This is a genomic window from Tomitella gaofuii (assembly GCF_014126825.1).
GTDB lineage: Bacteria > Actinomycetota > Actinomycetes > Mycobacteriales > Mycobacteriaceae > Tomitella > Tomitella gaofuii.
Map to the genome: position 1 here is coordinate 3,545,069 of NZ_CP059900.1, position 12,963 is coordinate 3,558,031.

The 12,963-nt window shown below is 70.5% G+C and carries 13 protein-coding genes; 9 read left to right on the forward strand and 4 right to left on the reverse strand.

The window, feature by feature from the left end; all coding sequences use genetic code 11:
- Positions 1-18 precede the first annotated feature (18 nt).
- Positions 19-429: a helix-turn-helix domain-containing protein gene (locus tag H4F70_RS16485; protein WP_182357969.1), complete on the reverse strand. Its 411-nt coding sequence runs from the start codon at positions 427-429 to the stop codon at positions 19-21.
- A gap of 180 nt (positions 430-609) precedes the next feature.
- Entirely contained in the window at positions 610-2,013 is a 1,404-nt protein-coding gene (gene lpdA / locus H4F70_RS16490; protein WP_182357970.1) for a dihydrolipoyl dehydrogenase, read from the reverse strand.
- Positions 2,014-2,231: 218 nt separating this feature from the next.
- On the opposite strand from lpdA, the gene H4F70_RS16495 reads away from it, so the two are divergent.
- The 4 genes from H4F70_RS16495 to H4F70_RS16510 all read left to right on the forward strand — a co-directional run bounded on the left by H4F70_RS16495 (position 2,232) and on the right by H4F70_RS16510 (position 3,662).
- Complete coding sequence (locus H4F70_RS16495) at positions 2,232-2,411, forward strand: hypothetical protein (RefSeq protein WP_182357971.1); 180 nt, start codon at positions 2,232-2,234, stop codon at positions 2,409-2,411.
- A gap of 99 nt (positions 2,412-2,510) precedes the next feature.
- Complete coding sequence (locus H4F70_RS16500) at positions 2,511-2,660, forward strand: hypothetical protein (RefSeq protein ID WP_182357972.1); 150 nt, start codon at positions 2,511-2,513, stop codon at positions 2,658-2,660.
- A 636-nt stretch (positions 2,661-3,296) separates the two neighbouring features.
- On the forward strand, positions 3,297-3,464 hold the full coding sequence (locus tag H4F70_RS16505; RefSeq protein WP_182357973.1) for a hypothetical protein: 168 nt from the start codon (positions 3,297-3,299) through the stop codon (positions 3,462-3,464).
- 48 nt (positions 3,465-3,512) lie between these two features.
- The gene (locus H4F70_RS16510; RefSeq protein ID WP_182357974.1) at positions 3,513-3,662 is read left to right on the forward strand and encodes a hypothetical protein; all 150 of its coding nucleotides are present in this window, start codon (positions 3,513-3,515) and stop codon (positions 3,660-3,662) included.
- Positions 3,663-3,763: 101 nt separating this feature from the next.
- Here H4F70_RS16510 and H4F70_RS16515 read toward each other — a convergent pair whose 3' ends face one another.
- On the reverse strand, positions 3,764-4,819 hold the full coding sequence (locus H4F70_RS16515) for an alpha/beta hydrolase (RefSeq protein WP_182357975.1): 1,056 nt from the start codon (positions 4,817-4,819) through the stop codon (positions 3,764-3,766).
- Positions 4,820-5,212: 393 nt separating this feature from the next.
- Entirely contained in the window at positions 5,213-5,917 is a 705-nt protein-coding gene (locus tag H4F70_RS16520) for a TetR/AcrR family transcriptional regulator (protein WP_182357976.1), read from the reverse strand.
- A gap of 86 nt (positions 5,918-6,003) precedes the next feature.
- On the opposite strand from H4F70_RS16520, the gene H4F70_RS16525 reads away from it, so the two are divergent.
- The 5 genes from H4F70_RS16525 to H4F70_RS16545 all read left to right on the forward strand — a co-directional run bounded on the left by H4F70_RS16525 (position 6,004) and on the right by H4F70_RS16545 (position 12,880).
- Positions 6,004-6,426 carry a cupin domain-containing protein gene (locus H4F70_RS16525; protein ID WP_182357977.1) on the forward strand — a complete coding sequence of 141 codons (423 nt, stop codon included), beginning with the start codon at positions 6,004-6,006 and terminating at the stop codon, positions 6,424-6,426.
- A 6-nt stretch (positions 6,427-6,432) separates the two neighbouring features.
- Complete coding sequence (locus H4F70_RS16530) at positions 6,433-7,938, forward strand: MFS transporter (protein ID WP_220471723.1); 1,506 nt, start codon at positions 6,433-6,435, stop codon at positions 7,936-7,938.
- Entirely contained in the window at positions 7,935-8,399 is a 465-nt protein-coding gene (locus H4F70_RS16535; RefSeq protein ID WP_220471724.1) for a hypothetical protein, read from the forward strand. Before H4F70_RS16530 ends, H4F70_RS16535 begins: the two co-directional genes overlap by 4 nt.
- A gap of 275 nt (positions 8,400-8,674) precedes the next feature.
- Positions 8,675-11,368 carry a helix-turn-helix transcriptional regulator gene (locus H4F70_RS16540; protein ID WP_182357978.1) on the forward strand — a complete coding sequence of 898 codons (2,694 nt, stop codon included), beginning with the start codon at positions 8,675-8,677 and terminating at the stop codon, positions 11,366-11,368.
- 87 nt (positions 11,369-11,455) lie between these two features.
- Complete coding sequence (locus H4F70_RS16545; protein WP_182357979.1) at positions 11,456-12,880, forward strand: alpha/beta hydrolase family protein; 1,425 nt, start codon at positions 11,456-11,458, stop codon at positions 12,878-12,880.
- Positions 12,881-12,963: the final 83 nt, after the last annotated feature.

Sequence of the window (12,963 nt, forward strand, 5' to 3'; positions counted from 1 at the left end):
TCCCACCGGATCGAATGCTCAGTACTCCAGGCCTTCGGACTCTTCGAAATCGCGCAGGTCCTGCAGAGCTGCCCGCTGCTGTTCCCTCTTCCGATCCTTGAAAGCGAGCACGTCGGAGGCGCCAAGCCTGGTGTGCGTGCCGACCTTGTGCGCCGGGATCCGGCCTTCTCGGATCAACTTCATCAGCGTCGGCCGGGAGACACCGAGAAGGTCGGCGGCAGATGTCGTGGTCAACTCCTCGGGCATCGCTCCGATAGTCACCGTCCCGCCATCGGCAACGATCTGGACGACAGTCGAGAGGATTCGCGCGAGCTCCGCCGGCACAAGCGACTGAAGACCTTCCGGATCAACCGCCTCGGCTTGCGCCATCTGTTCAGGCGTCACAGTCAGTGTCGTCTTCCCGACGCCTCGATCGACCACCGCGCTCACGGCCACACCTCCTTGCTTCTGAAACTGAGGATATCCCGGTTCCACTTGCAAGTGCAACCAGAATCAAAGGGGTTCGCCGTGCGGGGAAAGGCCGCCACCCCGCCGCAACGCACCGCGCGGCGTGCCGGTGCACATCACTGCCACCGGCACGCCGCGCGGACGCCGCGTTGGTCTGACGCGTCAGAAGTTGATCATCTGCCCGGAGATGCCGTGCGCGGCCTCCTTGATCACCTCGGAGAGCGTCGGGTGCGTGTGCACGTTGCGCGCCACCTCCTCGGCGGTGAGGTCCCACTTCTGCGCCAGGGTGAGCTCCGGCAGCAGCTCGGAGACGTCGGGTCCGATGAGGTGCCCACCCAGCAGTTCGCCGTGGGCGGAGTCGGCGACGAGCTTGATGAAGCCGGTCGCGTCGCCCAGGCCGTGCGCCTTGCCGTTGGCCATGAACGGGAAGTTGGTGACCTTCACGTCGTGGCCGTCGGCCTCGGCCTGCTCCTCGGTGAGTCCGAAGCTGGCCACCTGCGGCTGGCAGAACGTGGCGCGCGGCATCATGCGGTAGTCGCCCAGCGGCAACGTCTCGTGGCCACCGATCACCTCGGCCGCCACCACGCCCATCGCCTCGGCCACGTGGGCCAGCATGAGCTTGGCGGTGACGTCGCCGATGGCGTACACGCCGGGCACGTTGGTGCGCATGTACTCATCGATCTCGATTGCGCCGCGGTCGGTGAGCGCCACGCCCGTGTTCTCCAGGCCGAAGCCCTCCACGTTGGGCCCGAACCCGACGGACTGCAGGACCTTGTCGGTCACGAGAGTCTCGGTGTTGCCGGTCTTGTTGTCCTTGACCTCGACGGTGACCTGGTGACCCCGGTCGTTGATGCTCTGCACGGCGGCGCCGGTCATGAGCGTGACGCCGAGCTTCTTGTAGGCCTTGGTGATCTCCTTGGAGACGGCCGGATCCTCGTTGGGCAGGGCGCGGTCGAGGAACTCGACGATGGTCACGTTGACGCCGTAGTTGGCGTAGACGTAGCCGAACTCCATGCCGATGGCGCCGGCGCCGACGATCACCAGCGACTCCGGCAGCTCACGCGTCATGATCTGCTTCTCGTAGGTGACGACGTTGTCGCTGAGCCGCGTGCCGGGCAGCAGCTTCGTGGTGGAGCCGGTGGCGAGGATGACGTTCTCCGCGGTGACGGTCTCGCTGCCACCGTTCGTCAGCGCCACCTCGATGGTCTTGGCGTCCGTGAAGGTGCCGCGGCCCTCGAACTCGGTGATCTTGTTCTTCTTCATCAAGAAGTGGACGCCCTTGGTGCGCCCGTCCGCCACCGTGCGGCTGCGGTCGAAGGCGGCCCCGAAGTCGAAGCTCACCTCACCGCTGATGCCGAAGGTCTTGGCCTCCTTGTTGAACAGGTGCGCCAGCTCCGCGTTGCGGAGGAGCGCCTTGGAGGGGATGCAGCCGACGTTCAGGCATACACCACCCCAGTACTTCTCTTCGATGATGGCGGTGCTCAGCCCGAGCTGTGCCGCGCGGATCGCGGCGACATAGCCTCCGGGGCCTGCTCCGAGGACGACGACGTCAAAATGTGCAGCCACGAGAAACACCCTAGACGCTGGCAGTACACGTGTCCCCGTGGTGTCGCGGTTACCGAAAAGTAGCCATAACTGACAACATGAGATGTCACTCACAATCCAATACCGATGAGTGGGACCTGTGTTGTGATTGCCGTCGCGCCGCTCTGTACTAGTGACGCCAATCACGCACGTGGTCAGTCGGGGCTGACCGCACACACGCACTCAGCAAGGAGATAGTCATGGCAGGTTCACTTCAGGGTTCGATCACCGACGAGGAACTGCTCGGCAGCATCGGCAACAGTAAGGGCGGATCCATCGCCACCCTCGGCGCCCTCGCGGGCATCGCAGGCGGCGTCGCCGGCGCTATCGGCCTCGCGCTCGCCATCGACGGCGCATTCAAGGCCTTCGCACCGCATTGATCACCTGGATCGATCACCCTTCGCTGTCGCTCCAGCTCAATCTCACTGCCCGATGACGCCTGCTCATCGTCGTCGGCCTCACCTCATCAAGGAGTTCCCATGGATCAACTTCTCGCCGGCCAGCTCAAGGCCGTCTCCGGCATCTTCGGCGCCCTCGCGGGCGTCCTCGGCGGCGCGGCCGCCTCCCTCGGCCTGTTCATGCTGCTCAATGCCGGTGTCGCATCCAGCGCGCCGCCGCCTGCCCCCTAGACCCCAGCACCCCGGGGAACCCCCACCCCGCGGGCTGGTCTGCGGCCAACGAGCCGCGCACGACCCCGCACCATCCCCCCCGGTGCGGGGTCGTTGCATGTCTTGACCCCCCACAGGACTCCTTCGCCCCCACCGCCTCCCGTGATCTGCGCCACCCGGTTCGCCACATTGGCTTAGGATTGGCTAACCTTCGCACTGTCCGAAGTTCAGGCAATGAGGAGGATCTGTGAGCACGACCCTGTCCGCCGCGTTCGAGACGCTCAAGCAGCTCGTCAACGTCATCGACACCGCGTCCACGCTGAGCGCCGACCTGGGCAGCAACGTTCCGAACGCGCCGGCCGAGTAGCCGCTACGGCACCGGCCGCCGCATCCACGGTAGGCCCGGAGGTCGCGCGCACGCCACTGTGCCGTTGACCACAATCGCTCCGCTGCTGCGGCTTTGAGCTGCACGTTCACAACGGTTGCCCAGGTTTTACCGCCCGGTAACCAAGCGTTCAGCATGCTGCACTTACCCTTGCATTGCCACCGCGTCGGCACGACGACATCCCCGCCGGCGCTCGCCACCGAGCCCTCTCGGACGGCGACGGCACAACCCACGGGCCCCCAGGGGGAGGCCCACCACGACTAGGAGGAACCATGCTTCCCGACCACATCGTCGACCAGATCAAGGCCGTCCAGGACGTCGTCGACGGCTCCGTCGCCGCGGGTGGCGGCGTCAAGGGCGCCCTGGAGCTGTCCATCGCCCTTCCGGCCGCCGCTGCGGGCTCGATCGCTCTCGCCGGCAGCCTCGCCGCCGCCTCCTGAGCCACACCGCACGGTCCGAACCCAGACACCACACGTCAAGGAGACATCATGGGAAGCATTGAACAGCTCGAGGAGATCGCCGGCCCGCTCGGAGGCCTCGCCGGCTCCATGAGCCCGTCCCTGGCCATCGGCAAGGGCATCTCCGGCTCGATGGACCTGGTCCTGGCGATCAGCGCCCTCCCCGAGGTCTTCTCGTAAGACCTCCCCGGCCCGGCCGCTACCGGCGCCGGGACACGAAAGGGCGCGGCCCCGGCATCTCCAGAATGCCGGGGCCGCGCCGTCGTCCGTGATGGACGCCCTTACTGGACCCCCATGCCCGCGGCCAGCATCGGCCACGACTGGTGCAGGTCGTCCTGCCAGTAGCCCCACGAGTGGGTGCCGCCGACGGGGAAGTCGTAGTGAATGTTGTCCATGCCCAGAGAGTCGGTGCGCAGCTGCAGCATGTGCGTGCACGCGCTGGTGGCGGCCTCGATGGCGCCGCCGGTGATCATCTGCCCGGCCAGCTTGCCCATGTTGCCGGCGATGCGCGGATCGTTGAGTTGATCGTGCACGCCCGGCAGGCCGCTGCCCGACGAGACGAAGATCGGGATGCGCGGCAGCTTGGCCGCGTTGACGTACGGGTCGTGCTCCACCCACAGCGGCCCGCCGACGGGGCCCCACATGTTGGCCGAGTTGGCCCCGCCCGCCGCGGTCACCAGGTTGACGAAGCTGCTGCCCACCGGGTCGGACGTCATGGCGCAGCCGCTGTACGCGCCGACCGCCGAGTACAGCTCCGGCGCCTGGATGGCCAGGTCCAGCACCGAGCTGCCGGACATGGAGATGCCGGCCAGGCCGTTCTTGCCGCTGGCGTTGGGCAGGAACGAGTTCATCACCGGGGGAAGCTCCTCGGTGAGGAACGTCTGCCACATGTTGATGCCGTTGTTGCCGAGGTTCTTGGCCAGGGCCGGGTCGGGCCGGATCCAGTCCGTGTAGTAGCTGAACGCGCCCTCCTGGGGGATGACGACGTAGGTCTGCTTGTCCTTGAAGAACGCGTCGACGTCGCTCTGGTCGGTCCAGTTGGCCGAGTCCTCGCCGCCGCCGGCACCGTTGAGCAGGTACAGCACCGGGGTGGGGACGTCGGCGTTCGCCGGGGCCAGCACCTTGAGCTGGATGTTGCGCTGCATCGACGGCGAGTAGACCTCGAGCTCGTACTCCTGCGGCCCGACCTTGCTGCTCTGGTCCATGTCGACATGCGCAGCCTCGGCCGCATTGGCGACGGCGCCCCCGAGGGCGACGGGCATGACACCCGCGATCAGGGCGGCCGCGGCCGAACCGACCACGAACCTCCTCAGACGGCTCGACTTGCTGCGACTCATGGAAAGACCTCGTTGATCGGAATTGCAATAGACGGCCCAGGTGCCGCGCGCGCACGCCCTCAGCCGTGCGCACTACCGGCGACGAAGAAAGTTCACCCTCTCCCCATGAGCACCATCGCAGGCTATCGCAGTGCTGTTACGGGGAGCACAAGTGTTGCCGAACAGTGACCACACTGGTCCCACCCGTCACATCTCGGTCACGGCCGGGCGCCGCGGCTGCCATCGCGCTCGAAGTTCGAACGTCACATGCGTCGCGGCAACGGCTCACGGCATCGCACAGGCGATGGGTGCCGCAGACACACCTCCGCCGCCGGATGCGACCCCACCGCGCCTGTGGGAACAAAACGGACGACCAGCTACGTGAGCCGCGGGACTCACAGGCCGCGGCCCAGGTCATGACGCCGACGGCCCCGGAGCGCCCTGCGCGAGCAGCCCGTCGACGATCGCCGCGAGTGCGATGCGATAGGTGTCCTGCGCCGCCAGCGCCGGCCATCGGTCGCCGAGGGCGGTCAGCTGCGGAAGCCAGGAGGCGTCGAGGTCGCCGAAGAACGCGCCGCGTCTCGTCGGGGCGCCGGCGCCGCCGGCGGGAGCCGGACGCCGCGTGGTGTGCGCGCGGACGAGGATCTCTCCGACGGCGTGATACCAGAGGTGCCGGAAAACGTGGACCGCCTGATCTGGCGTACAGCCGTGATCGATGGCTCCGGCGACGATGGTCTCGACGGTCCACAGCGCGCGCTCGCCGAGCAATCCGACGAAGCCATCCGAGGTGAGGATCTCCGCCGCCCACGGCCACGCCGCCAGCGCATCGTGCAGAGTGGCCGCGGCGACGATGATGCGTTCGCGCGGTAAAGCGGGCAGCGGCGGTCGCGGTATCCCGGACGCGTACTCGTCGATCAGGAGCAGCAGCAGCTCCTCGCGGTCCCGCACGTGGTGATACAGCGTCGTCGGGCCAATGCCGAGTTCCGACGCCAGCCTGCGCATGGTCAGCCTGTCCCAACCGTCACGGTCGATGAGGTGGCGGGCTGCCGCGAGGATCTCGCCGCGGGAGGTGACCGGAGGGCGCCCGACACGGCGGCGCGATACGTGGGGGTCGGTCATCCGACCAGTATCCCCTTCGATCCGCGGGCGCCGCCGAACCACCGGAACCCTTCGACACTCGCGTCCGTCGATGGTAGTTTCGGAACATGTTCGTAAATACAAGCAAGCCTCTGGACCTGCACAGCGAGATGATCCGGCTCAGGCCGGGCGGCGGCGCGGTGGTGGCGCCGCGTGAGCACATGGCCGACGGCGCCGCCGCAGGCGAGCGGATAGTGGCGGCCTTCCGCGCCGAGGACGACAGCGCGGTGCACCCCGACGTGTGGGAACGCCACCCCGACGGGGAGGAAGTGCTCTACGTGCGGTCCGGCGCGGTGCGGGTGCATCTGCACAGCGGCGACGGTGCGGACAGCGAGAACTCCTCCACCGTGGCGTCCGGTGAGGCGTTCGTCGTCCCGCGCGGGCGGTGGCACCGACTCTCCGTCGTGGAGCCCGCCGACCTCGTCACCATCACCCCGCCCGTCGACACCGGACACATGCCCGTATCCGGCCCGTCCCCCACCCGTCGCTGAATAGTCATGTCCCTCCACGCAACCCCCGCGCCCACCCACCCGCGCCGCCGTCCCGGTGCACGGCCGGGAATGGTCCTCGCAGCGGTGGCCGTCGTGCAGTTCCTGGTGTCCCTGGACCTGTCCGTGGTCAACGTCGCGCTTCCGCAGATCGCCGACGGCCTCGGCTTCCGCGGGACCGGGGTGACGTGGGTGATCGACGCCTACGCGCTGACGTTCGGCGGGCTACTCCTTCTCGGTGGCAAGGCGGCGGACCGGTTCGGCCGTCGCCGGGTCGTACTGACGGGACTCGCGGTGTTCGGTCTCGCGTGCTTCGCCGGGGGCCTCGCCCAGCACGCCGCAGGACTGGTGGCGGCCCGGGCCGTGCAGGGCGCCGGCGCGGCCGCGCTCGCGCCGGCCGCGTTGTCGATCCTGACGACGACCTTCCCGCGGGGGCGCACGCGCACCCGGGCATTCGGGGTGTGGAGCGCTGTGAACGCCGCCGGCGGCGCGTTCGGCGTACTCATCGGCGGCGTGGTCACCGAGTTCCTGGGCTGGCGCGCGGTGATGGTCGTCAATGCAGCGATGGCCGCCATTGCGGTTGCCCTGGTGTTACGGGCCCTCGCCGACGACCGTCCCGCCGCCCCGGCGGGGCGTATCGATATCGCCGGTGCGGTGCTGGCGACAGGCGGGACGAGCCTGCTCGTGTACGGCATCGTCGTCAGCGGCGATAGAGGTTGGGCCTCGCCCCTCACCGTCGCCGCACTTGTCGGCGCGGCTGTGCTGCTCACCGCATTCGCCGTGATGGAAAAGCGCACCACCCGCGAGCCGCTGGTGCGCCTCGGCCTGCTTGCCCACCGTCCTGTGGCAAGCGCCAACGCATTCAACCTGCTTATCGGCGCCGCCATCGCGTCGGGCTTCTACTTCGTGTCGCTGTACCTGCAGCGGGGGCTCGGCACCGGAGCGGCGGTCACGGGGCTGGAGATCCTCCCCTTCGGCTTCGGTGTGATCGCCGGTTCCGCCGTCACCATCCGGGTCGGCCACCGACTCCAGCCCCGGGCCCTGATGGCCGGCGGCGCACTGCTGGCGGCCGCCGGCTTCGCCTGGTTCGGAAGCATCGACCCCGGCGGCGCGTTCCTCACCGATGTGCTGGGCCCGTCGCTGGTGGCAAGCCTCGGAATCGGGCTGTGTCTGGGACCGGTCGCCTCCGCCGCGACCGCCGGCGTCGCGGACGGCGAGGCGGGTACCGCGTCCAGCCTGCTCAACAGCTCTCGCCAGATCGGCGCCGCCCTGGGTTTGGCCGTGCTGGGCACGGCGGCCGCGGCGCGCACCGGGGCTGTCGTCACCCGGCGTCGCTCACCGACGGCTTCGCCTTCGGCCTGGCGCTCTGCGCGGCGCTGCCGGCGGTGGCCGCCGCGATCGCGGTCTTTGGAGCTGCCCGGCACCGGCGCGACGCCGATACGGCGCGCACCGCCCCCTCGGCCGCGCCTGCTGCGCCCACACGTCACGCCGTACACAACGATGGGAACCCCGTGAAACCTGCAGCGCGCCCGCAGCGCCACGCTCTCAGGGCGATGTATGCCGGCCTGATCCTGTCCGTCCTCGCCGTCATCGTCGCCTACGCTGACCGCGCAGGCGGCCCGACGAGTCTCGCCGGGCATCTCCGATCCGGATACCCCGCGTATTCACCAACGCAGATCGACGCCGCAGCGCACACCTACCTCGTGCTGCTCACCGCCCTCGGCGGCGTGGGCGTCGCGTGCTGGCTCGGCGCGATTCGCGCCGTCCGCACCGGCAAGCGCTGGGCACGGTGGGCGTGCGCCGCAACGTGGGGCGCCGCGACGAGCCTCGCGATCGCCGGTCTCGTCGTCACGGACACCTCCGGCGACGTCGGACTGCCGCCGCTGCTCGGCTGGGCAGGCCTGCTCCCGTGCGTCGCGGGACTCGTGGCCGTCGTCCTGCTCCGGCGCACGTCCGTCGACGTCGGTCGTGCGTGACCTCGATGTCGGCCCCGCTGCGGCCGCTGCTCCCGGCGTCGCCGCGGTGCGACCTCACCTCAGTGGCGCCTCTGATCACGGGCCGGCCGCCGGTGCACCTCGTTGCACGCCCGAACACCGGCATGACGCCTGCAGCGACCGTGCCCGGCATCCCGTCGTCGACGCGCGGCGCTCGCGCCGGACGAGGCAACGGGGGGACACACGTCGGGTAGGCTGCCGGTCATGCGCCAGGCCTTGTGCGGTGTGTCGTGGAAGCTCTGACCAGATCTTCTGCCGTGGACAACTTTTCCGCCGCCTTGCGCCGCGCGGTGACGGAGGGGCCGGGCTCCTCCCCGGAATCCCGCACGTTCGTCGTCACCGGCGCACCGGGAATCGGCAAGACCTTCACGCTGGACTCCGTTCTCGCCCCGGTCATCGCAGAGGCCGCAGGCGTCCACGTGCTTCGGGGGACGGCCGACGAGCTTGCGCACCGTTACCCGTACGAGGTGCTCGCGCGCACCCTGGGGATGCCGCTCGGCGAACCGGTTCCGCCCGACGCCGACGAGATCCTGCTCGCGCGGGTCGACGCGCTGTGCGCGGCCCGCCCTGTGGTCCTCGCCCTCGACGACGTCCACCACTGCGACGCGGCGACCCTCGCCCTGCTCAACGTGTTCGCCGCCGCGTCCCGGGCGCTGCCGCTGACCCTTGTCGTCGCGCACCGCACGCTCCCGGCCCGTGAGCAACTGCGCAGGCTGGCCCGCTATCCGGACGCGTACGAACTGGCGCTGCAACCCTTGTCGCCGGAGGATGTCGCGCAGATCGCCCGCAGCGCACTCGGAACCGCTCCGGGGCCGGGGCTGCGGGCCATGCTCGACGGCGCCTGTGGACACCCGATGCACGTGCTGGCGATGCTGGAGCAGTTGGCCCTCGACGACGCTCTCGTCGAGGCCGGCGGCGTCACCGATGTCCGCGCCGGGATGCCCACGCCGGCCGCACCGGCCCTCGGCGAGATCATCGAGTCGCAACTGACGCATCTGACGGGCGCCACCCGCGACGTCGTCCAACGGCTCGCGGTGTGGGGCGCGCCGACGGCCCTGTCCGAGCTCGCGGCACTGGCCGACGAGAGCCCCGTGTCGATGGTCGAGCCGGTGCAGGCCGCGGTGGAGACCGGCATGATCCGCTTCGGCGCGGACGACCGCCTGCATTTCCGCCACGACCTCTATGCGGAGACGGTGTACAGGCGGATACCGGAGGTTCTGCGCGCCGTGCTGCACGAAGCCTGCGCCGCCCGGCTGGAGCGGATCGGTGCGCCCGCAACGACGATCTCGCATCACCTGGTCGCGGCGGGGGCCGGCCCGCAGCGGCTCGCCCGCGTCCTGGAGGCGGCCGGCGGAGAGCTGGCCGCGATGCCCTCGGTGGCCGCGGACCTCCTCGAGTCCGTCACGGTGGCCATGCCTGAGAACGTGGAATCGCTGACTCTGGCGCGGGCCCGGGCGCTGGCCGGATCCGGGCAGCTGCGCAAAGCCGGGGACCTCGCCCGCGGCGCCCTGCAGTCGACGGAGGACGACGAGATCGCGGTGGCACTGCGCGGCCTGATCATCTTCACCGCGTTGACGCTCGGTGATGTGCAGGCGACCCTGACAGAGATCGAGGCGACGCTTCGGCGGCCGCTGCCTCCGTCGGCCGCGGGCCGCCTCGCCGACCTCGCCGACTGGGCGCGTGCGCTGGCAGGCCTCCCCGATGCCGGGCCGGTCGCGTCGTCCACGACGACCGCCGAGCACGTGTCCTCCACCCGCGTGCTGGCCACCGCGATCCGGCTGATGACGGCGGGCAGGCCCGTCGCGGCACTCGAGTGGGCGCTGTTGGCCGCGGGTGAGCCGCAGGCCGGCGGGATGCATTGGAACGCCGGAGGCACGGCGGAGGTCTGGCCGCCGATCATCGAGCTCCACGCCCGCGGCCCCCGGCCCGCCGCGGATCTGCTCACCAAGGGCAGCCCGGACGGCGGACGCCGGTGGTCCGATCCGTACTCGCAGTTCGCGGCCGCGGGGGTCGACCTCGCCGCAGGACGCTTGGCCGATGCCGCCGCGCAGTTCGAGTCCGCGCTGGAACTGTCCGACCGCATGGAGCTGGGCTGGACGTCGCTGGCGTTCTCGTCGCTGGCCATGATCGACGTCCACCGGGGTGACCACGCCGCAGCCGAGGCGCGGCTCGACCGCTTCACGGCGATGGGGCAGCCCGACCTGTTCGGCTTCCCGGAGGCCGGCCGCGTCCGCGTCGCCCTGCTGGAGGCCCGACGCCAGCGGAAGGCCGCGGCGCGACTGGCCGCCGCACTGTGGGACGAGGCGGTCGCCGACGGCCGTCTGCTGTGGCTCTCGCTCGTCGCCGCCGAGTTCATCCGCGTGGCGGCGGCCCGCGGCGACCGCCTCCTCGTCGACCGGATCGCGCGCGGGCTGGCGGCGCTTCCCCGCCCTCTCGCCCCGGTCACCGACGCCCTCGTGCGGCTGGCGCAGGCCGGCGCGGACACCGACCCGGCCGACGCCCTGTCGCACGCCGTCGCCGCGGCCGCGCGGTTCCGGGCGCTCGGCATGCCGCTGGAGGAAGCCGGCGCGTGGGAGGAGGCCGCCTGCCGTGCCGCCGAAGGCGGCGACCTGCGCGGTGCACGCACCCATGCCCGCGCCGCGCAGGCGCTCTTCGACGGTGCCGGCGCTCCCACGTCCGTCGCACGCGTCGCAACGCGCCTGCGCGCGCGTGGGATGAGGATCGGCTCCCACGCGGCCCGCCGCAAGCCGACGAGCGGCTGGGACAGCCTGACCATCACCGAGACCCGCGTCACCGCGCTCGTGGGTCAGGGCTTGACCGGCCCGCAGATCGCCGACCGGTTGGGGATCTCCCCCCGGACCGTGCAGACCCACGTCTCCCATGTGCTGACGAAGCTGGGGTTGCGGACACGCATCGAGCTCGCCGTCGCCTTCGCCAACCGCCCTGGTTGACACCGAATTCTCCGCGCTTTGACAGATGATCCGACGACGACACCTCCTTACGCTGAATTCATCTCACCTTCAGCGAAGAGGCCCGGATTGAAAACTCGACCAGATCGCACCCCCGTCCCGCGCCGCACCGTGCTGTGGGGCGCCGCAGCGGGAGCCGCGTTGCCCGCCGCATACGGACTGTTCGCGGCCCCCGGCGCCACCGCAGCGCCCGCCGGGGCCGCCGTCACCACCGAAGAAGGAGCCTCCGTGGCCGGCATGATCAGCGACAACGACTTGTGGAACAGCTGGGCGGAACGGGCGCTGGTGCGCGTCGCCGCCGCGGGGGCGGACTTCGGCGAGATCCTCGTGGCGGCCGCCGGGGTGCCGGACGGAGACATGGACACCTGGTTCTCGCAGTGGACCGCGGTGGCCGAACGGTCCGCGGCGCTGGCACGGGACTGCGCCGCACGTGGACACGCGGTCAGCGCGCGCGGCGCCTGGCTGCGGGCCGCCACGTATCACCAGATCGCGGCCTTCGCCCTGTTCGGCTCGCCCGGTGACCGGTTGAAGGCCTCCTTTGAGCAGCAGTCCCGGTGTTTCGAATCCGGCGCGGCGCTGCTGCCGTATCCGGTGACGCCGGTGGAGATCCCCCTCGACGGCCATCTGATGCAGGGCTACTTCTGCCGGCCCGACGACTCCGGAGCGCGCCGGCCCACGGTCGTCTACACCAACGGCTACGACGGCACCGCGCAGGAGATGTTCTTCGCGCACGTCCCCGCCGCCATCGAGCGCGGCTACAACATCCTGGTCTTCGACGGCCCCGGACAGGGCCGCATGCTCATCAGGGACGGGGTCCCGATCCACCCGCACTGGGACACGGTGGTGGGCGCCGCCATCGATCAGGTGCTGCGGCGACCGGACGTCGACGCGGACAGCATCGTGCTTTCCGGCTGGAGCTTCGGGGGCTTCCTGGCGCCACGCGCCGCGTGCGGCGAGCATCGGATCGCCGCGTTGATCGCCGACCCCGGCGCGCTGGACCAGCGCCGGACACTGCTGAAGTTCATGTCCCCGGACGATGCCGCGGGCTTCCCGGGGACCGCGTCCCCCCGCTTGGTCGCCCAGCTCGCGGCGATCGAGGAGCACCTGCGCGTGAACGGCCCCGCGGCGCCCCGCTGGCAGATCATCCAGCGCGGCCTCTGGGTGCACGGCAAGGACACGCTCTTCGACTACCTGGCCGACCTGACACGCTTCGACATCAGCGCCATCGCGGGCGGCATCGACTGCCCCACGTTGCTCACCGCGGCGGAGAACGACCCGCTCAGCGCGGGCGCCCCCGCACTGCGCGACGCGATCGGCTCCCATGCCACGCTGGTCGAGTTCACCGCGGCGGAAGGCGCGGGCGGGCACTGCGAGTCGCATGCGCGGGCGCTTTACCACCAGCGGGTCTACGACTGGCTCGACGAGACCCTGGGCTCCGGCGGCGGTACAGGCACCGGGTCCCTCGGTTCGCTGGGCAGCCTCGGATCAGCCTGACCGCGGCGCGGTGTCGGCCGCGCGGGTGGCTCAACCATCACTGCGTGAGCGGGCCGCAGCAGCGCGCACCGACACAGCACCGC

Coding starts and splice junctions, on each gene's coding strand:
- H4F70_RS16530 (WP_220471723.1), top strand. CDS start 6,433: ATGTCCCTCCACGCAACCCCCGCGCCCACCCACCCGCGCCGCCGTCCC.
- H4F70_RS16495 (WP_182357971.1), top strand. CDS start 2,232: ATGGCAGGTTCACTTCAGGGTTCGATCACCGACGAGGAACTGCTCGGC.
- H4F70_RS16520 (WP_182357976.1), bottom strand. CDS start 5,917: ATGACCGACCCCCACGTATCGCGCCGCCGTGTCGGGCGCCCTCCGGTC.
- H4F70_RS16515 (WP_182357975.1), bottom strand. CDS start 4,819: ATGAGTCGCAGCAAGTCGAGCCGTCTGAGGAGGTTCGTGGTCGGTTCG.
- H4F70_RS16505 (WP_182357973.1), top strand. CDS start 3,297: ATGCTTCCCGACCACATCGTCGACCAGATCAAGGCCGTCCAGGACGTC.
- H4F70_RS16510 (WP_182357974.1), top strand. CDS start 3,513: ATGGGAAGCATTGAACAGCTCGAGGAGATCGCCGGCCCGCTCGGAGGC.
- H4F70_RS16525 (WP_182357977.1), top strand. CDS start 6,004: ATGTTCGTAAATACAAGCAAGCCTCTGGACCTGCACAGCGAGATGATC.
- H4F70_RS16500 (WP_182357972.1), top strand. CDS start 2,511: ATGGATCAACTTCTCGCCGGCCAGCTCAAGGCCGTCTCCGGCATCTTC.